Annotated in this window: 14 protein-coding genes; 9 read left to right on the plus strand and 5 right to left on the minus strand. The window is 42.3% G+C overall.

Features of this window, described 5'->3' with window-relative positions:
• Positions 1-231: 231 nt before the first annotated feature.
• The 5 genes from ACWQXP_RS21190 to ACWQXP_RS21210 all read right to left on the minus strand — a co-directional run bounded on the left by ACWQXP_RS21190 (position 232) and on the right by ACWQXP_RS21210 (position 5486).
• On the minus strand, positions 232-1443 hold the full coding sequence (locus ACWQXP_RS21190; RefSeq protein ID WP_454064879.1) for a glycosyltransferase family 4 protein: 1212 nt from the start codon (positions 1441-1443) through the stop codon (positions 232-234).
• Positions 1440-3203, minus strand: a complete 1764-nt coding sequence (locus ACWQXP_RS21195; protein WP_454065161.1) for a carbamoyltransferase family protein — start codon at positions 3201-3203, stop codon at positions 1440-1442. Before ACWQXP_RS21195 ends, ACWQXP_RS21190 begins: the two co-directional genes overlap by 4 nt.
• Complete coding sequence (locus ACWQXP_RS21200) at positions 3200-3697, minus strand: glycosyltransferase (protein WP_454064880.1); 498 nt, start codon at positions 3695-3697, stop codon at positions 3200-3202. The genes ACWQXP_RS21195 and ACWQXP_RS21200 overlap by 4 nt, the downstream gene beginning before the upstream one ends.
• Complete coding sequence (pssD, locus tag ACWQXP_RS21205) at positions 3694-4134, minus strand: PssD/Cps14F family polysaccharide biosynthesis glycosyltransferase (RefSeq protein WP_454064881.1); 441 nt, start codon at positions 4132-4134, stop codon at positions 3694-3696. The genes ACWQXP_RS21200 and pssD overlap by 4 nt, the downstream gene beginning before the upstream one ends.
• 218 nt (positions 4135-4352) lie before the next feature.
• Positions 4353-5486, minus strand: a complete 1134-nt coding sequence (locus ACWQXP_RS21210; protein WP_454064882.1) for a glycosyltransferase — start codon at positions 5484-5486, stop codon at positions 4353-4355.
• Positions 5487-5989: 503 nt separating this feature from the next.
• Between ACWQXP_RS21210 and ACWQXP_RS21215 the strand changes: the two genes are divergently transcribed.
• The 9 genes from ACWQXP_RS21215 to ACWQXP_RS21255 all read left to right on the plus strand — a co-directional run bounded on the left by ACWQXP_RS21215 (position 5990) and on the right by ACWQXP_RS21255 (position 21923).
• Positions 5990-7516 (plus strand): hypothetical protein, encoded by a 1527-nt coding sequence (locus ACWQXP_RS21215; protein ID WP_454064883.1) that lies wholly within the window; start codon positions 5990-5992, stop codon positions 7514-7516.
• Between the two features lie 355 nt (positions 7517-7871).
• Entirely contained in the window at positions 7872-9068 is a 1197-nt protein-coding gene (locus ACWQXP_RS21220; RefSeq protein WP_454064884.1) for a hypothetical protein, read from the plus strand.
• Between the two features lie 516 nt (positions 9069-9584).
• Complete coding sequence (locus tag ACWQXP_RS21225) at positions 9585-10961, plus strand: MBOAT family O-acyltransferase (protein WP_454064885.1); 1377 nt, start codon at positions 9585-9587, stop codon at positions 10959-10961.
• Positions 10962-10971: 10 nt separating this feature from the next.
• Positions 10972-12021, plus strand: coding sequence for an alginate O-acetyltransferase AlgX-related protein (locus tag ACWQXP_RS21230; protein ID WP_454064886.1), 1050 nt, complete (start codon positions 10972-10974; stop codon positions 12019-12021).
• 194 nt (positions 12022-12215) lie between these two features.
• Complete coding sequence (locus ACWQXP_RS21235; protein WP_454064887.1) at positions 12216-13493, plus strand: hypothetical protein; 1278 nt, start codon at positions 12216-12218, stop codon at positions 13491-13493.
• Between the two features lie 171 nt (positions 13494-13664).
• The gene (locus ACWQXP_RS21240; protein ID WP_454064888.1) at positions 13665-14756 is read left to right on the plus strand and encodes a methyltransferase domain-containing protein; all 1092 of its coding nucleotides are present in this window, start codon (positions 13665-13667) and stop codon (positions 14754-14756) included.
• Positions 14757-15051: 295 nt separating this feature from the next.
• Positions 15052-16557, plus strand: coding sequence for a lipopolysaccharide biosynthesis protein (locus tag ACWQXP_RS21245; RefSeq protein WP_454064889.1), 1506 nt, complete (start codon positions 15052-15054; stop codon positions 16555-16557).
• A gap of 9 nt (positions 16558-16566) precedes the next feature.
• Entirely contained in the window at positions 16567-18885 is a 2319-nt protein-coding gene (locus tag ACWQXP_RS21250) for a hypothetical protein (protein ID WP_454064890.1), read from the plus strand.
• Between the two features lie 56 nt (positions 18886-18941).
• Positions 18942-21923, plus strand: coding sequence for a hypothetical protein (locus ACWQXP_RS21255; protein WP_454064891.1), 2982 nt, complete (start codon positions 18942-18944; stop codon positions 21921-21923).

The following is a 21923-nucleotide window of genomic DNA, read 5'->3' on the forward strand; positions in this document are numbered from 1 at the left end:
AAAGAAAGGGAAACGATGGTGAACCTAACTGGATCTAAAGCCGTTACGACTGCAGAAGTAAATATGAAGTATTTATAAGGTATAGTATAATCTATTTATAATATATATCGGCTTATTTTTGCAAGAACAGTTATTGCATGACAGAAAAATTGATGTGGTTCTCGATTCTCTTATCTGTACATGTTTTTCAAAAATCTGAACAACATCCAACAATATTTTTTCTCAAATCGCTCAGCTACAGAAACCTTCCAGAATATTACAAAATTTTCCCGCCATCCTTGAGTGACTATACACAGTACCAAGTTTAGCAGCACGCTGGCCCATCTTCTTCAGTTCGCAAGGGTGATCTTTCAGATATAAGATGGATTCAACAACCGCGTCAGTGCTTGTTGAGTCAGCAAATAAACCAAATTGGTGCTGTCGAATCATCCTCGCGACATCACTTCCTTGTGGCGCTATCGCCAGAACGGGACATCCGGCAACTAAAAGAGGATACAGCTTACTCGGGACAACCAGTCCCTCTAGTCCAGTTCTTATTGTCACAATGTGCAGATCCCCAGCTGCTAACAGATAAGGAAAATCTTCATGCGAGCAATACGGCAAAAATAGGACATTCGAAAGTCCAGCCGCTAAACTCTTGAGCTTCGACTGAAAACTTCCTTCTCCAACAAATACAAACCTGACATCTTGTCCTGTCAGTTGACGAGCCGATTCGATAAGAACTTCCCATGCACCAGCAAATCCAAAATTCCCAGAGTACACCACAACGAATGAGAAGCCATTACGTATTTCCCTTACAAGCGGGTGTCCGTTTGATAGAGGAGACTCCCTTGGGTCAGCACCATGCCGAATCACAACAACACGCTCAGGATTAATCCCCTTTGCTACCACTCGATCCCGCATATCTTCACCTAATACAATGACAACATGGGCTTTTTTCATAGCCCAAATATGGACCCAATGCCACGCCGATACGACCAATCCTGGCTTCACCATTCCTGAAGCCAAGGCCATATCTGGGTGAAGATCTTGAACGCTATACACAAATCTGCAGCTTTTGATCATTACGGCCAAAGCACCGATGACACAGGTAAGCGGTGGATCTGTCATAGCAATGATTATTGCAGGTGTTGGTCGAATCGTGAAAACTCTAACCATAGCCAAAAGAAGGTAAGTCAGATAGTTTATGATTCGACCAATCAGACACGTATGTTCAAATGCTGTTGTTCCTATACGTTCTACGGTTACAGCCCCCTCCTGTGAAGAGACGCTCCACCCCCAAAACGATCGATCTTTACTTGGCAAGGCAGGACGCCCAACAAGAAGTGTCACACGAAAACGGGCACTGAGTTCCTCAGCCAGCCTCTTAAGAATCTTGCCTGTAGCGCCAACTTCTGGAGGATAACAGCGGTTCAAAAAGACGATATGCGGACTATTACTCACTGGAGAGGTTGAACCTCAATGGCAAATGCCCCGACAACTAAGACGTCCATCTTCGTTCTCAAAAAGCAATCTAATGCCTGTTCTGGAGTACAAACAATTGGCTCATTTTCATTGAAAGACGTATTTAATAGTACGGGAACACCTGTGAGCCCTTCAAACGTCTTAAGCAATTGCCAGTACAACGGATTTTGATCTTGAGTCACAGTCTGAAGACGACCCGTTCCGTCCACATGTGTTGGAGCAGGGATAATCACACGCTTATCCGGCTTCACACGAAAAGTCATGGTCATAAACGGAGAAGGAGACGACTGCTCAAAGAACTGATCGACTGCTTCATATAATATTGACGGGGCAAATGGTCGAAACTCTTCTCTTCGTTTAATCCGTGCATTCAAAATATCCTTCATATCCCCACGTCTTGGATCAGCTAAAATACTTCGATGCCCTAAGGCCCTGGCGCCCCATTCCATTCGCCCTTGAAACCAACCAACAACCTTGCCCTCTGAAATCCGTTTCGCAGTCCATAGGCACCGCTCTCGTTCACCTTGGATAGGTATCACCACACAATTGGCATCAAGTAAGGCACGTTCGTATTTTTGAACCTGTTGCTGAATTTCAGCATGATCAAATTCTGGACCCCAATCAGGACGGTTTAAAACAAACGAACGTGGCTGGCCACAAACCTCATGCCACACTGAAAACGCGGCTCCTATAGCACCACCAGAATCTCCGGCAGAAGGAGGAATATACACATGTGCAAACTTAGATCGAGAAGAAATTTGACCATTCGCAACGCTATTTAGCGCACAGCCTCCGGCTAAACATAATTGACTTTGACCTGTTCGTTTATGCAAATCGTCAAGAATATGAAAAAAAGCCTTTTCGTACATTGCCTGAAGTGATGCAGCCAAATTCGCATGGCGATCACCAAGAGTTTCGCCTCCATGTTGACGGGCAGGGCCTAGGAGCCTTTCCCATTGATCTGAAAACACTTTACCAATGACCGGAGCACCACTCTCCCAAGACATTGATACTCCCTCGGAATGGTGCAAGAAATAATCAAGGTTCAACGAAAAGCTACCATGGCTTTCCAGTTGAAGGACCTCTTGAAGCGCCGGTAGATACTCAGGATGACCACTTGCAGCTAGTCCCATGACCTTATATTCATCTCCGTAATTCGGAAATCCTAAAAACTGGGTCATAGCCAAGTAAAACAACCCTAACGAATGCGGAAACATGACCTGCTCATATACCTTTATCTTCTCCCCTTCCCCAATCCCAACCATGGTGCTCGAAAAATCGCCAAATCCATCCACTGAAGCAACAGCTGCGGTATCGAAGGGAGATACATAAAAAGTAGAAGCAAGATGAGCACGATGATGTTCAATCTGATGTATAGAAAACGTTAAACGTTCTGTTTCTGTCTCAAATGCTTCAGCTAACACCACCCGAAGATCTTGAACTTTTGATGCATTTTTTAGACGATCTTTGATCGCAGAAAAACTTGGACGTTTTGAGAAAGCAAAGAGCGCCTTCTTAAACAGATTGGCATTAGGATTGCGGTTGATTGCAAGATGGTCTATCTCATGAATACTAACTTGGGCGGCGTCCAAACAGTATCGAATCGCACAGGTGGGCATCCCAGCCCAATGCTTTATCCTTCGAAATCGTTCTTCCTCAACCGCAGCCACAAGTTTTCCATCAATAACCACACAAGCTGCCGCATCGCCGTGATAGGCATTTAATCCCAAAATGATCATGGGCAATGTATTACTTCCTTTATGGCATCACTGATGAGATGCAATCCACTTTCAACAATGAGGGGATCTGTTTTTTTAGTCCGTATCCTAGCACATTCAATGACGCTTCCTAGTCCATCAGAGTCTAACACTGACAAGACTCGTCCCTGGGCAGCAAGTGCTTCGACGAACTCCAATTGATGATCATCCACATGTTCTCCATATCGCTTCTGCCTAGGCATCACCAAGGGAACCTTTCCCGCACGAAATACATGAATTAAGGTTCCTGCTCCAGCATGAGCTATGACGAGTTCGGCCTGCTGGATATTACCCTCAAATTCTTCAAGTGGGAGAAAAGAAACGAGTCGGCCGGTTTCCGAAAAAAACCCATTAGTATGACCGCATTGAAACAGTATGTCTTCACCGCTTAAGATACCTTGTTTAGCCTCACGTTCTACAGCCTCCAATAATCGAGGAAATCCTTGGAGCGCATTTCCCACCGTTACGAAAATCATACAAGTGGCCCACAATACACTCCCTTGGGAAAAAACTGCGCAAGGGATTTCCACTGATAAAAAAAACGATCGGCCAACAGATACATAATGCGACCCGTCAAAGACGGATAGGAAACCCGAGTGAACGTTTCAACGAAAATGATAGGAATCCGGAGTGCTTTGCCAATGATAGAGAAAGGCACAATCGGACCAGCGCCAGTACTTAACAAAACCCTTGGGCGCTCTAAGCGAAGAATACGCCACGCTTCCCAAAGGTTCCAGAAGAACTTCCAATCGCGTTCAGAGTGCATGATGAAATAGGTTTTCCCCTCCATATCGTCAGGTAAACTCACCTTGTCATTTAAGACATAAAAGTGGTCATACACCTGATACACAGATTGCAAAGCACGTACTTCAGTCAAATGCCCCCCACAGGATGACACAATGCACACCTTCATATTTCCTGCTTTCGTAAATATTCACTCTCGCAGAAAAAGGCCCAGACTATCTTACTCAATGGCCATTTTATAGCTCACAAATCCGCTACCAGTAGCGTCAATCTAACATTCAGTAAAAGCACTCGTACATACCGCTTAGAGGAGAGACACGTTGCCTACAAGCAAACGGTAAAATACGAATACACAAATTGAGAGATACAACCCTTTACTTCATTCCCTCACGCACTTATATGCCGCTCGTATAAATCGCCCATTCTTTTTGCAATAGCACCCCAGGAGAATTCCTGTTCCATCCATAGTCGACCTCGAAGCCCCATTTCAGGCAAATTCATACTGGACATATGAGCGAGTGCTTGGGATAACGAATCGGGATCATTACTAACCCATAAGCCACAGCCAATTTCTTCCATACGTTTCCATGGAGTTCCCGTACTAGCTACTACCGGAATCCCATAAGAAAGAGACTCAGCCACCACTATTCCAAAGTTTTCCGTATACGATGGTACGATGGTTAAATCAGTCTGTTCAAACAAACTTCGCTTCTGTTTGTTGTCTACATGACCAACAAACTTGACATGGGGGTTGAGACCATGCGCGCTAGCTAGTTTTCGCAGCGAAAGAGCATAAGATTCCAATCCCTCCCCGGCTATGGTTAACTTGAAGCTTTGTTGTTGCTTCTCTTTAAGTCGATGACAGGCAAGCAATAAATTTTCAATACCTTTCTTTTTATCCAAACGGCCTAAATACAACAAACGTAAAACGCCATTTTCTTTCGTATGATGTAGTGCCTCAGGGATTTCTACACCATTTGGAATTACACTCGTCGAAACACCAGGAAACTTCTCTAGACTTTCGGTTGCCTCACCATCAGATGTCAAATGCAAAGTAAGATTTTTCGGAAGAAGTATCTTGCAAAAGATTTCCCATCCAGACTTCAGCCATACACGGCGAGAACCACTCCATCGTTGAAAGCCCCCCCTTGGAGACCAGACGACTGGAATACCCCATTGTTGACAGAGAAAAAGTACCGGAAGAGTGGGAAAAGAATACACGCCAGTTAAGTGTACAACTTGAGCTTGACGAAGGTACGAAGGCAGTGCCTTCAGAAAACTGAAAGAGATCGAATGACGAAGCAGACGACGACAATATCTGACCTGTAATCGCTTGAGGAGTTCATGTTCACAGTCAGGGGTAATCGTTAAGTCTTTTCCTAAGCCATTAGAATTTGTTGTAAGGACCCGAACCAAATTTCCATTTCTTGCTAACTCCATACAAAGAAAGTAGGCAGATTGCACAGAACCACCATATGACCACGCTGGGGCAAAACTTGGAATGATATGAAGGATGGTCAAGGAAAACGCGCTCTTTTCTACCTATGTCTCGTCTATAGAATGGATGTACTGTTCGTTCTAAACTTGCCCTGGTTGGGGCGATCATGACCAACCCAGACCTCAACTGACTCTTTGGCGGCAATAAATCTAATGTACCTTTTTTGTGCACATAGGACAATACAGAATATTCCATTCGCACCGCACAAAAACATTAAGAAGAGAAAGAAAATACTGCCTTCAGCTCGATAAAGAATTACACATATTTGGGACAAAACAATTATGTCGGTTATGAAGCAGAGTAAAAGTAGTTCGTAAATAGGAAAACTCTCACCTCAGGAATTCTGTCGAAAAGGCCACTGATCGAATATTTATGAAAATCTGTTGACTCTCATGCAGTTCTAAGGCAACATCCCATTACTAACACCCTGAGACCACACCATCGCTTCCTTTGGTTCCCCAAAATATCTCAGAACTTCGTTTCTTGTTGAGGACAAGTAGTCAATGTAAGTCTGTGGCGCATGACTATGGGGATAATCAATTATCACAAGCTATTGATTAAGTATTTTATATTGCTCATCATCCCGCTATGCACAGCATTTATTGCAGTTCAAGTTAGAAATGTCACAACACCATACTTTCTTCTAAATTATGACCCTGACTACGCATACCTTTTTAATAGCCTCAACATTATAGACTTTCTCTCTCCAGCCTACGTTGATCATCCAGGAACTCCAGTTCAGTTATTAGGGGCATTAGTCATTAAGTTCATCCACCCGTTTGAAAGCTCCATAGAGATTATGAAGGCTGTGATCCAAAACCCAGAAATATATTTGTTTTCCATTAGCAACGCACTCATTGCCCTGAACATTATTGCATTATTCGCTGCTGGAGTTGTTTTTTTTCAGAAAACCAACAGGGTGGAGTTGGGAATTTTGGTGCAAGCATCCCCATTGCTATTTCCTATTACAGTTACATCCTTAGGACGAGTGACACCGGAGCCACTCCTTATATTTGTATCAACAATATTGACATGCCTAATAGGATTCACCATGAATTCGAATCAGGCAACAGATGATCCCAAACTAGTCAAAGCGTTTGGCTGGATAGCTGGACTTGGGATTGCGACAAAACTAACCTTTTTCCCCATTTTATTCATGCCTATCGCATTGTTTCGCTCAATTTCAACATTGAAGTTATATGTGCGCTATTTGATTGGGGGAGCATTTGTTTTCACGTCGGTGTTTTTGTTATATCCGAAAATTTATTATTCTTTTCTTCGATGGATATTTAATCTTGTCATGGGCTCTGGCATCTACGGGCAAGGAAAACGAACGGTAATCGCCCCACAAAAGTATCTGTCAGACTTGGGTGAAGTTGTACTCGCTCAACCGATGTATCTGATCATCATTGCACTCACCATCTTTGCATATCTAATCAACTTTCGAGGACTCCGCGAGTTACATAAACATTCCTTCCTTTTGCTTTGGCTCATTGTCATTCACTTTTTGGCGCTCGGCATCGTAGCTAAACATCCTCAATCGTTACGTTATCTCATCCCATCTTTTGGTTTATCCGGAATAACACTTGTCATAGCGATACTCAGCATTGAATCCGCATTTAGACATAATAAATCACACATCTGGTTGTTTCAAACAAGTGCAATAGTGGCGGGCATAGCAATGAGTGCGTTTTCTGTAAACCAAATTGCATCCACCATTGATGAACTACAAATCCAGAAAAATGTATTCGGAACAGAGATTGCTCAAAGAAATAAGCTGGTCGAGGAAAAGTACTCTCACTGCATCCAAGCACATCAAGACTCTTCAACCCAGACATTTGGCCGATTCTTCGGCCTCCAATGGTCGAGACAATCATTTGCAAGGCAGAAGTTCCTAGAAACCATGCCTACCGAAAAACAATCATTTTCATATGACCCAAACCAGAAAGTGTTTTTTAAATTGGGTGGAGGGAAAATACCTCTTGAAGAAATCAGAAAATCAGCCTCTTGCATTATTAGACTTACACATTCTGGAACAATTGAACGGCTATAGGATTGTCATTGCGCATACTCTCCAGCATTGATTGTATGATTCTAGACTCTACCTCTCTCCCCCTAATAAGCTCATCTATGATGGAATCATTTTGTCACCCAAGGGAAGGCAATAAAAAAACAGGTCGAATCAACTTACTTGCGAAAAACTAAATAAAGTTAGAGCTGCGCCTCATGAAAAACGAGAAAACCATGCTCCAGCGCACGGGGCTCCCATCTAATATCGACGGACACTACAATCACTGACGCCTTGATTTCGGATGGTCCAGCTAATTGGACAATAAATAAAGATAATTTAAATCTCAGAGTAACATAGGCCTTTAGATATTTATTTACAATAATCCCCAAAATCAACCATGAAACTTCTCACTTTCCTACTTTCGTTTTTACTTATACTTTCGCATCTAGGGTGCAGTAAGGAAAGTGATGCTCCGTTTAATAAAAGATTTGACGAAAACATTAAGCATCTTAGTGAAGAGTTATCAAAATACAAACTTGCTGTCGATAGAAAAATTAAATTAGAGCGCCGTTATTTAGAGGCAAATGAGAAAAAGTATGGAGATGACTTAACCGAAGCCTATGCCAAAATGCTTGACCAGAAAAATGTGTTACTAGCAAGTGCCAGGAAAGTTGGTTTTAACCACAGAAAATTTCGAGCCAATCGTGCAAAATTACAAGCCAAATCAAAATCAGACTTCAATTCCATAACTGACTTTTCTAATTGGTCTCTAGAATTCGCATTAGGAAAATTGATTGATTTTTATCACGCTAATCCCAAAGCTTACCATGCCGGCCTGCAATCTAAACGCAATGATGGATATTTTTCATTTATTGATGCGGACATTTCCCGAGCAGACCAACAGTCTCTTCCTGCCCATACTGAAATCAAAAAAAGTGGATCAAATAAGTCACTGGCATTTCCAACAAATGACCGTGCACCATTTGGCATCTTTATGAATAGAACGTTCACTAAAAACGACGTTTTTTATCTTGCGTATAATAGCCTGGGACTAGAAGGGAATTGCTTAGGAAATAGTCATCGAAAAGTGATATGTGATCTGCCCTATCTTGCATTATCCATGGAAAGTAACTATGAACCATTAGATGGACGAAGATTAATGGAATTAAATTTTGATTTCATTTCTGAAGATAATTCCTACAGTAATAGGTATTTAAGCTTTGAAATAGACAATGACACGTACTTCACCCGTTGGGGACTGGCTGGGAATGATATTCGAATTGAAAAAGAAATGAACTCCCAAAATTTCATTTTCCAGCCTAACGGTAATTCACGGTTTTTCTTTAAAAACAAAATAGATAAAACTGAAGTGGTGCAGCTTGGTGGAGGTGATGATCATCACCCGCTTTCTGCAATCGAAATCGGGCCTTCCGCATTAACGGGTTCGGAACTAAAAATAAAGAATAAAAAAAATCTGAGTGAGAACCAAACTGCACTTGACGTGTACATCCATGGAATAGGGTACCGTGATATTAACGTGGGAAAACCCGATAGCTGCGGCAATGGATACCGATGTCTGAAAATTGCAAATTAAAGTAAGATAACCTTCAATATGACTCTACAAATAAAGTTGCCCCAACTTCAGCCAGTTTTCTGTGACTTTTGAGTCCATGCAAGAACAATAAGATCTGAAGGAAATGATCACACACATCAGTCTAGACTTGACACTTACTGTTGGATGATAAACGTTCGCTCTCAAAATTCAATGACTCCCACCTGTAAGCACATAGTGCAATGAATCTCATCAAGTCGATAATTAAACTGAAACGAAAATTGATTGTATAGTTTTCACATCAGCCACGAGGTCTCAGTACATTATGGTTAGGTAGTTTATATGCAAACCCAATTTCCTATAGCGTATCGCAAGCTTTAGCCCTCTATGCTTTTTACATCCTATAAATTTATTTTTATCTTTCTGCCGGTAGTTCTCATAGGGTTCTATTTAGTAATTCGTATTCACCACAAACTGGCAGCGTTGTGGTTGTGTGTCGCCTCTCTTATTTTTTATGGCTATTGGAATCCCAAGTTTGTCCTGTTGGTGTTAGCCTCTGTGACATTTAATTATCTTATGGGATTGCAACTGGAAAAGTGCAAAGATTCAGCCACATCGAAAATCCTATTTTCGATCTCAATCGCAGGAAACCTTGGAGTCCTTATATATTTTAAGTATGGGAACTTCTTCATTTCTACGATGACCAGCCTTACGGGATTGGAAGGCACATTCGTCAACGTAGCACTCCCTCTTGGAATATCAATTTTCACCTTCACACAGATTACCTTTTTGGTTGATGTGTATCGCGGCATGGCTTGTCGGTACGACTTCATTGACTATTTACTCTTTGTGACATATTTCCCTCATTTAATTGCGGGACCTATCTTACATCACAAAGAGATGTTGCCTCAGATTTCGTCTTTAGGAATTCCTAAAGTTCAAATAGAAAAACTGGCCATCGGACTATTGGTGTTTTCTATTGGAGTAGGCAAGAAAGTTTTTTTGGCTGACAATTTTGCTGAATATGCTAGCCCAGTTTTTGATAACGCACGAGAAGGCATACAGCCTGCCTTCATGATAGCCTGGGCAGGTACACTTGCCTATACCATGCAACTGTATTTTGATTTTTCAGGTTATTCAGATATGGCTATTGGCATATCACTTCTATTTGGTGTTCATCTTCCTATTAATTTTAATTCACCGTATAAATCCCATAACATTATAGAGTTTTGGCGTCGATGGCACATGACATTATCACGGTTTCTCCGAGATTATTTATACATTCCTTTGGGAGGAAATCGAAAAGGCCGACCAAGACAAAATATCAATATCATAATCACGATGCTCCTAGGGGGACTTTGGCATGGAGCAAGTTGGAATTTCGTAGCATGGGGTGGATTGCATGGAATATTTTTATTGGTGAACCATGGATGGGATGGACTAAAAAAGAAATTAAAGCTCCCCGTATTTCCAGCATCTACACTATTAGGCAGGCTTGGAGGAACGGCTTTAACATTTGTTGCTGTAGCAATAGCCTGGATTTTTTTTAGAGCAGAAACTTGGGAGTCTGCTATAGCCGTCTTAAAAGGATGTTTCGGCATAAATGGCATAGATGTATCTATTAAATCTGCCGCACAGCTAAATATTTTATATCAACAATTACAAACAGCTGGATTTCAGGCTCTGCTTACCATAGGGTCAGAAAGTGTCTCAACTTTGGTGTTCTCAGATGACCAGATTTTTTTTCTCCTTTTAGGTATGGGGTTTTTGATGATCTGGACGTTCCCCAATACACAACAAATCACAGCCTTCTTTTTTGAAAGAAAACGATCGACGTATACGTTAGTGAGTTTAGGGTTTCTAACTGGAATCTTGTTTGTTGTCATGTGGGGGCAGATGCATACGGTTAGCCCATTCATCTATTACCAGTTTTGATGGTCGCAGAATGAAAATGGCATCTTCTAATTATGCTGGATCGTATGGGTTTATTTTTGCATTTCTTGTCCCCATCCTTATATATTTGGCACTGGCATTTTACATTAAAAAACCAGAAGGTATTCTAACTCGAATGGGACATTGGTCCGAACAGGACTACAGGGCCCTCAAGATAGAACCTGTCATCCATGTTCACGGTAATGGGAAACCTACCCCTCACCCAGATGTTCTAGTGTTGGGAGACTCCTTTTCAAGGTGGAACTACTGGCAGAGTGTTCTTTCAGATAAAACTGGCTTAAAGCATCAGTCATATCATTTTGGTGATGTTGGCTGTGTTGAGAATTGGATAGAGTGGTTGCTCAGCACTGCACCTTCATCGCTTAAACTTGTGATGATCGAAAGAATTGAGGAAGGATATCTTGAAACATTCTTGTATAACTTCCATTGCACAATCGGTGAAATCACACCCCAAAACATTAAAGTTCAGGAACATAATACTTCGTCTAAAAAGAAGCCATTAAATCCGGAACTGAACTCTGACTATCTGTACCGTACCGTCAAAAATACCTTATCTTTGGCATTGAAGCCAGAAGATTCATTCTTTAACGGCAAAGTCTATAATCAGCCTTTAAAACAACATGACCTTTTCTCTAATCGACGCTCTGATCGATTGCTCTCAATATTTCTGGATGCCGTTAAGAATGGTAAGGATTGGAACCCTGAGCAATTCAACAGAGCCAGCCAAAATGTGCGTGCTATTAAAAACCGACTTGCTGTTCGAGGAATAGAGTTAATAATTATTGTTGTACCTGACAAAACTAGTGTCTACGAAGACCTCATTGCCGACCCAATTGTGACAAGCAAGGTAAAAGCCATTAACGCTTCACTTCGAGCATATGGTATCGTGACCGTTGACCTATTACCCTACTTCAAACAAGTGAGAGAGGATATTATAGATTTATATGGACCAAACGACTTGCATTTGAGCCTAGCAGGATATGTCGCTATGGCACATCAGATCGAAAAATCCCATACGATGGCACGTCTTAGGAATCAGTAACTGCTTGTCCCCATATTAAAGTTTTTGACTCTTAAATGAAGAATACAAGACTAAACGTCATGCATGAATCCTCTTCGCTATGCACAATTCATGGTTCATGGCATTCAATTTCAGGACGCAGCCTCCACCAGAGGGAATTAATAAAATTACAGATAATGTATGCTCGGACCAAGTGAAAAGCCTGGAAATAGGTCATGATCAAAAATATCATGACAGTATGCATATCGACATTTGCGTCGGTGTTATTCTTCAATTTTTTATTGATGACTTATAACGTTTTTTACTTTGAACGTCTCACTCCAGAACATAGACTCCGACTCGCAGTTACGGACGCTGGGCTTGAATGGGATCCAAGAAAAGCAGGAGAGGTCTTAGTTGATTTACGAAAGGCAGGGGTGGACGCTGTACCAAATTTCACGCCCATCAGAACTGCTGATTATTTTGGGGAATTTGATTATCTGCCCCTTGGTGGACGCTCACATGCCACCGTGATCCTGTGCAACGAAGTCGGCCAATGGTTAACCTATCAAAGTGATCGCTTTGGCTTCAACAATCATGACTCTATTCATGACAACCCACGAGTGAAGATGGCCCTTATTGGAGATTCTTATGTTCAAGGGTATTGCGTACCACGAGAACATACGATAGGAGGGCAACTTAACAAAAATGGATTTCATACGATCAATTTGGGAATGAGTGGAAATGGCTTCGTATCGTATGTCGCAACATTTATGGAGTATGTACGCCCTCTCAAAATTAAGACGACGATTCTAGTTTGGTTTTACAATGATTTAGACGATACACAGCGAGAATATCAGCATGCAAATTTAAAATATTATGTAGACAATACGAATACTAAATTACTCAAAATGAAACAAAACCAAATTGACGCAAGATTAGACCAACTAATTACTTTGAACCCGTATCAGAGTGAAGAGACTTCTCAAGAGTCCGTACGTTTTAAAGAAGAGAACATAAATTGGCAGGCTTACATTCGCGGATTGGTTACACTGTCTGGGATAAGAAGCTCTCTTCAATCCGCATTAGGAACTAGATTTCGCTTTACAAGAAAGGCAGAATGGAATGAACAATCATCAGCTTCGTTCTCCATTATGAAAAAATCCCTTAGAAAAATAGCCGATACAGCAGAGAGTTGGGGTGGCCAAGTCATCGTTGTCACACTTCCCCCGTATGGTGGAAATACACCTCAATTTGCCATGCAAATATCCGCGATGAGAAAAACCTTTAAAGGAAAGAAAAACATAATGATCAGTGACTTTGAACCCATATACAAAAAATACGGTAAGGAACGGCTATATGCCTTATCACTAAATGGGACCCACTTCAATGAATATGGATATTGTCTATTCGCCAAACACGTTGCAGGCCTTATAAGTAGGCTCGGAAAACAAGAGACATCTTCACAAAGTTTCAGTGACTGCCAAACAGAATTCCGTGTGGCCTTCAAGTGATGCCTAGCACTGCAATAGATAAATAATTGAGCAAATCTCTACAAACTGCGACCGTGAACTATGAAGAAAATTGAGTAATCGAAAATAATGTTAATTCTTTTTGCACCTCATATTTCCTTCGATTTACATAACCCTAGCAGTTTGCCAACCTAAATAAAGTGGAACGCTCTCATGGCCTCAACTAAAGATGCACATTCAGAACTCGATAGTTGGTATCTCGAAAATTTAGTCTGTCCTATTGATCATACTCGCTTAGAGTACCGAGATGGGAATCTTGTATCGACTGCGGGGCGGCAGTATCCTGTTATCAATGGTGTCCCTATTATGCTTGCACCCAATGTCGAGCAAACACATTGGGTCGCACATGCCTCTCTTGAGTGGGCAAAAAAAAATCAACCTGTCACGAAAACTTCGAATTATTATATCGAGACACTTGGCATTAGCGATTATGAACGACTAGGTATTGCAGACCTCATCTTGAAAGATCAATCGGGAATTGATCCCGTCGTAGCATTTGTCGTCGCTCAAACAAACGGTATAGCCTACAAGCATTTGATCGGCAACCTTAAGACATATCCAATCCCAGACTTACGTCTACCGAATGGTCATCAAAAAACCTTCCTTGACTTAGGGTGTAATTGGGGGCGTTGGTGCGTAGCTGCCGCACGAAAGGGATATGTCGCAGTCGGCCTCGATCCGTCGATGGGTGCAATTATGGCTGCTCACAGAGTAGCCAAACAGTTGGCGTTACCAATTAAATATATCGTTGCCGATTCTCGATACCTCCCATTCAATGATAAAAGCATGGACGTTGTTTTTTCCTATAGCGTGTTACAACATCTTTCCAAAGCAAACGTAGGAACGGCCCTATCTGAAGCAGGTCGAGTCTTACGAATTGGGGGAACAACATTCATTCAAATGCCTAACTTATTAGGCATTCGCTCATTGCACCACCAAATAAAACGATGGTTTAGAATGCCCAAAGCATTTGAAGTACGATACTGGAGCCTGGGAGAGCTTAAGCGAACTTTTAACAATAGAGTTGGACCAACGGTCATATCTGTAGACTGTTTTTTCGGCCTGGGCTTACAAAAAAGCGACATCCATTTGATGCCTTTTGGCATGCAGTTGATTATTCGTCTATCGGAGATATTAAGGAAGCTTAGTCACAAAATTCCGGCTTTAACGTTTGTAGCAGACAGTGTCTACATTCGCTCAACAAAGGATGGCGTAGAGCGAAGCAAAGAAAAACCAATCCAATAGACCAAATAGCTTTCCTCACTTATCATTTACATAACACATAACTCATCCTCGCGAGTCCTGTTAAATATCAGAGTCTATTCGACAGCGCACTAATTAACAAGTTATACCGTCCACTGCACTCAGAAAATACTATGGGCTTCCATTAAAGGATAAGCCAAAACACTTACGATAATCTGAGTTTTACAAAAGAATAGTTTTCGAAAACTGATCTCCGACCCGAATCTAGAACTTCTCAAACAAGGCATAGGGTGCATAAATTTCTTCACATGATCGCGAGAAAACGTAGGATTATGAGATGAAAGCAGAAGAGCCAATATCCGCACGCATATTTCCTGGCACCACTTGGTCACGCCTCGTAAAAGGATTTGGAGCAAATGCCATTGGTCAAGTCCTCAATGTTGCCTCAAAAATCTTGCTCGTTCCACTATTTTTAACGGCCTGGGGAGCAAATATTTATGGTGAGTGGTTGGTTCTTTCTTCCTTGGTCGCCTATCTCTCACTGACAGAGCTTGGTGGGCAAGTTTATATTGTCAATCGACTGACACAAGCTTACGCCAGCCAAGATTTCGAATTATTTCGAAAATCGCTTCATAGCGGCTTAGCTCTCTTCCTCTATTTACCAGCAGCAGCGTTACTACTACTGATCATTGTTTTAGGGCTGTACCCGATCGAACACACAATAGGCATCACAGAAACATCTCATGCAATGACCGTTATGATTGCCAGCTTGCTAGGCGCACAGTTTCTTATAGCTCTTCCGCAGGGACTTCTGTTGGGGATCTATCGGGCCATTGGCCTACTGCCGAGAGGTGTGATGTTCGGTAATCTAATTATTCTGACACACATGGTTTTCACTTCAGGAGGGTTGCTCTTTGGTGCCAATATGCTGGGCATCGCAGCATTACAGATCTTGCCATACGGGATAGTTGTTGGAATGGTGATCGTCGATCTCAAAAAACAGCTTCCGGATATCGCCACTCTGTCCTTACAACACTCCAGTTATTCTGTTATGAGGACATTTCTACGGCCGAGCCTTCATTTCTTCTCAATCCAAGTTTCTCAGCTACTTTCAATCCAGGGAACCATCCTAGTCGCAGGGGCACTCCTTGGGTCTGTGCAGGTTGTCGTGTTCTCAGCATTACGTACCATTGCAAACGCTATTAAGCAATTGCTTGGTCTTCTGTCTCACACCGCATGGCCAGAGTTCACCCGCCTCGACATGGAAGGTGATTACGAAAAACTACATGAATTATTTCGTTTCTTACTTCGATCTTCTTTGTTTGGAGCCTTTGTATTTTTTATTATTTTTCATTTTTTGGGAGAAGAAATCTTCCAGCTCTGGCTAGGCGAAACTCTTACATACAACCAGAATGCGATGGATTTGATTCTCCTCTATGTCATGCAGCTTGTGCTTTGGACAGCCTGTAGCCATGTTCTAATGGCAGTGAATCAGCACGAAGGCCTGGCGCGAACTCTGGCTCTATCTTCGCTCTTCACCGTCAGTCTCAGTTACACCGGAGCACAGTATTTCGGTCTTATTGGGATGATATCGGGGATGATTCTTGCCGACGCTCTTCTTCCACTTTGGTTTGTGCCACGGCTTCTTTTCAAGTACTGTAACCGATTTAATTTACTGTTCATTTCAAAGGAAGTATGTCCAATCATCCTCACAAGCATTACAATGATGATGTTCCCATGGAGTGTCGTACTAAGCATTTTTTGTCTAGGGCTTTGGTGGTTGAGATGCTTACCGAATACAACAAATAACCTCCGACACACCGAGAGTTTGGATTCGCAATAGCCTGACTGTATGATTTGGCGCTTCCTATTCTTTTGTTTCTTCCCAATGATTTGCGTCTTCTTAACTCCGCTAATCTTTTATACCCTGCCGTTCTCCCTACGAGTCGATCAGACTGTCGTACATCTCACAACAGCTGAGATTTCATATGCCACAGTTGTATGGATCACGTGGATTCTCTTATCAGGAAGTATTATTGTCGTCGGACAAAAATTTTCAAAGCAGCAGACTCTCTGGCATATCAACAGACAGGGAGTCTGGTGGTGTTTTGTTGGATTCGCAACTCTAGGAAGCATAATTTCTGCGTTACATCAGACAATGCAATTCCCCTCCATTTTCGAAAATCTAACTCACATTTTATCACTAGCGCCAACACTTGCCATCATATTGGGAATTTACCTACTTCGTCTTGATGCGCTCGGTAGATTCAAACACTTCATCATTTTTCTGTTGCTCATTCCTAGCGGAATGGTAACGTTTGCTCTTCCTGCTTTATTGGGATATGTAAACCCTATCGCGATCAGCGCACTTGGAGTTTTATATGCACTTGGAGTGATGAGGACTCCTCTACGAATTCAAGTTGGACTCCTAGTATTGTTTGTAATCGGTATCGGACTCGCATTGGCCTTCAAATCAGAAATCAGAACCGCACGGTACGGCGGTGCCTTTGAACGAGATACAACCTTAGTAGCCTTGCATCAAAAGATAATGAATGAATCTCAAAATGATGACCTCGCACCTCACTTATGCATAAAACCTTTAGGCGAAGACTCCGACGAGCATGCCATTGAGACAGCGAAACACGCAATCTCAAATCTCATTGCATATGATTCGATGAGTGCGCTTACTCATCTCAAACACAAACTTGAACCAGAAGAGATACAATTCCAGGCCCTGAATGGGAATGATCTGGCGATGCTTTCCTTAGGCGTAACAGCTGAAGAAAATGCGGAAGATAAACAAGCAATCACTATGGCCCAGAGTTGGTACCACCGCGCCATTGAACAGGATAATTCCAATGCAATGCTCAGACTTGGTTATCTCTATGAACGTGCCTTAATTCAACCTAACGGTATAGAGCATGCAATAGCTTGGTATCGGCGTGCGGCCGAAAAACACAATTCCAACGCCATGAAAGTTTTATCCACCATGTATGAGTATGGGCACGGCCTCCCCAAAAATTATTTCAAAGCTATCGTACACGACCTACAGAGCATGGACTTATCTTTAACGGAAGTAGGCATTACTACCAAACCTCAGAATGATCCAGAAACACTCAAACTTGCAATGAGAAAATTAGGTCTATTGTACGAAAATGGAATTGTAGTCGGAAAGGATTTATCTAAAGCTGGTCGCTGGTATCAACGAGCTGCAATCTTAGGTGATGGTGTTGCCATGAGGCACCTCGCATCAATGTATGAAAGCGGAAACGGGCTTGCGTATAACCACAGGAGGGCGCTCGCTTGCTATCATGATGCAGCACAGAAAGGTGATGGTCCTGCGATGCGCATCATCGGACGAATGTATGAACTAGGGGACGAAATACCTAGAGATTATGCTCTTGCACACAAGTGGTATTCGAAAGCTGCCACCCTGGAAGATGCTTCAGCAATTCGGTACCTGGCCAATCTCTATGAGAATGGACTCGGCATACCAAAAGATCTCCTTCGTGCAAAAACATTGTATAAGCAGGCTCAAACACTAGATCCTCGCGACCAACATGGCTCAGAAGTCATAAATAAGAAGGACGACCTAAAGGAGTATGACCCAAATTACCATAAACTACGTTGGCCGCTCTCGCAAAATACTAACCCCAATCTCTATCACATCATCGCGCGTATAGCCCACCGATTGAATTCTCTTGGCAATTTTGCATATGCGATCAGAATGACACCAAGCCAGGTACCCTACTCATATTGGGAGACATACGAACCGCTATTTTACAAATTGATTCCTCGAATATTATGGAATGACAAACCAGTAGAAAAAACTGGACTCTTAATCGGTTTGAAATACGGATACTCCAAACCGACGGACAAGCCGTTTGTCTGGTCCATGCCCACAATTTTTGAATCCTGGATGGCCTATGGATGGGGTGGAATCGTACTCAGCGCCATCGCCCTTGGCACAGCCCTGCATCTCGGGTGGCATTTTTTCGTGGGTACGAGTACAGCTGTCGGCAACATGATCTTTGGAACATTGATCATCATGTCAACGGCACACTTATCAATGTCAAGCTTAAATCTTGTAATCGGTGGGATGATCCATACTCTCTTAGTATTTGGTGTACTTATTTTTGCTGTTATTAGAATTTGCAGACTTAAAACATGAGAGAGGTCATAAGAAACGCTCACCTGAGAGCGCCACTGTTTAGGTTTCGTAATATAATGAGAAAACTCCTCAATCTTGACATATTCAATCTTGGATTTTCGTTCACCCTCTACTATGTTGTCATTTTTTCAATTCTTCCAATTGCGCTGGCAGTAGGCCTCACAACCGAGTTTACGAATCTCGAAGCACGTGGAATCAATGTTCTGAACAAAAAGTCTTTTACATACTTGCTGGCTGGACTTTTGGCGTTTCTTCTGGGGTATTATTCTTTAAGAAAAGGGTTACGGCACCGCTCCCTTTCTGATTTTCTAGACAAGCCGTGGAATCCAAGCAGGTCTTTATGGGTCACATTCGGTGTCCTAATAACTGGGTTTGCAATTAAATGCCCTCGTATCATCTCCGACCTTGCAGAACCAAATTCGGACATTAGCATAACCCTCAGTTCTTTTCTTTCGCTGAACCCCTTCCACTTTATCGCTTTGGCCATCGCTTTTTCACAGTATTTCTTCCTATTACGGAATCATGACGATCAGGCAAATTTATGGGGCCGCATCGCATGGCCTTTATTTGTGTTCGAATTTCTCGGACAGGTCAAGTTTGGTGCTGGCAGAATGTCGATTCTGACACCCATATTGATCTATTTGCTCACCAGACATTACCTCTACCGGAGATGTACAGGAAGAATTATTGTGATAGGCCTAGCCATCCTATTACTCGTCTTCCCAATCAAATTATACATGAAGGATAAGGTAAACCTTGATCAAAACTATTTCACTGAGCATCAGGAACAATCATTTATACAAACGCTTAGCTCTGATTTGGTGGCAACATCCTCACTAGTCATTGACAGTTCAATTGGAAGACTTGGGCAGTCTCATATATTCACAGCTATTGTAGACCACGCAGAACAGTTGCTCTATGGACAAGGATTCCTGGATTTTTTTAGAGCATTCAATATTACCGCTCTCCTAGGTCATCAACCACGCTTCCTCAACGACGGCAATGACTTTGGGAAAGCTATCGGTATCCTCAGAACAAATGATGTCATAACAGGAATTGGCCCCACACAAATCGGTGACATGTACCTTAACTTTGGGCTCCTTGGAGTCGTAATCGGCATGTTGTTGCTAGGCGTTTTATATCGGTACCTATTTGAAAACCTTGTTGTCACTGGCTCCATCTCAGGCATTATGCTTTATTCAATACTTTGGATTCAGATCATTCATGGGTTCGAAGATTGGGTCTCTCTCACTTACATACGACATATTAAAATTCTATTTGTACTTTTCTTGATTCATAGCATCTTAACAACTGATTTACAGCTATCTAATGGGTATCGATTCATATCTAGTAGACTGACAACACTGGCCAAAAGACTTTGGTCGGGGGGAAGCAATCTTGTTTGTCTTTCATTCATCACCCTCGTCTTAGTCTCGACAACGCTTTCAATTTCAATACCTTCAACAAAATTCTGGTCGAATACCAATCTCGAAAAACTAGCCATAGCAGGCGTGTATCAAGAATTACTTCGAGACCTCGATAAATGCGAACAGCAGGATGTTCCCTTTTTCAGGGACAGTCTTCCAAGAGACCATTTTTCTTATTCAATTAGAGAAGCACAAGCCACTCAACACACCGCACAGAATGCCTATCTCATGGGACTAGTGGATTTTGAAAAGGGTAATGACGAAGGAGCCAAGGCATGGTTTCGAATGGCCGCCCGCAAAGAACACCCTATCGCATCGTATAACCTTGGACTGATGTATGAACATGGATATGGTGTAACCAAGAATATCAACACGGCAATGAATTGGTATCGCAAAGCAGAACAACAAAATTTCCTACCTGCCATTACAAGTCTCGGAAGGCTTTACCTGAACAATTTGAATATCCAAAATGCATCAGACCAAGCGTTCCAGTACTTCTCTCGTGCCGCAAACCAAGGTGATGCCCAAGCACAGACATCACTAGGAAGTATGTACCATTCAGGAATTTCTACGCATCAAGATTTCAAGAAAGCATTAGGACTTTTCCGAAAGGCCGCCGCACAAGGTAATAGTCAAGCAATGGTACAACTTGCTCAATTCTACGAATCTCGAACGGACATATCACCTGACTCCCAAATGGCACTGTCTCTCTACCAACACGCAGCTCACTTGGGAAATGTATCTGCTATGCGCAAACTAAGCGATCTGTACGAATCTGGATTAATAATTCCAAAGAGTGAAGAAATTGCACAGCAATGGAAAATGAGGTCTCATCTGGCTGAGAACATCGGGAAACGTTCTGAACTAATCAAACAATATTATTCTGAAATGACAAAATGGGCACGAGTAAACACAAAGCTAGAGGATGCTGCAGCTATGAGAACCTTGGGTGTTCTCTATGCAGAAGGTCTCGCCGTGCCCAAAGATCTCAATCAAGCCTTCGAGTGGTTTAACAAAGCTAGCCGCCTGAATGATGTACCTTCTATGCGGAATCTAGGAATAATGTATGAAAGAGGGTTCGGCGTCACAGAAAATACTACAGAAGCCAAAAAATGGTACATGGCTGCAGCATCCGAAGGAGATTCCATTGCATCAAAAAATATTGGCAACTTGTATGAACTCGGAAGACAGCATGACCCAATCAATTTAACTCGAGCATACAACTGGTATAGCAATGCCGCCAATTTGGGGAATAGCACTGCCATGTGTAAACTTGGAAGGATGTACTACCGAGCGGAAAGCGTACCACGTTCCTTTGCTATAGCAGCACAATGGTTCAAAGACTCCGCAGGCAAGGGAAATGCCACGGCGATGAACAATCTGGGGTTATTATACGAACTGGGGCGTGGAGTAGACGTTAACTATGGTTCAGCATTCCAATGGTATGAACGTAGTGCACATAATGGTATTTTTGCAGCAATGAGAAATCTGGCCTTAATGTATGAAAAAGGCCGAGGGGTTGAACGTAATTATGATCAAGCCATTCAATGGTACCAAAAGGCTGGACGTGGCGGAGATTCCATCGCCCAAACGAAACTATCAAAACTGTAA

The organism is Candidatus Nitrospira salsa (assembly GCF_965152625.1).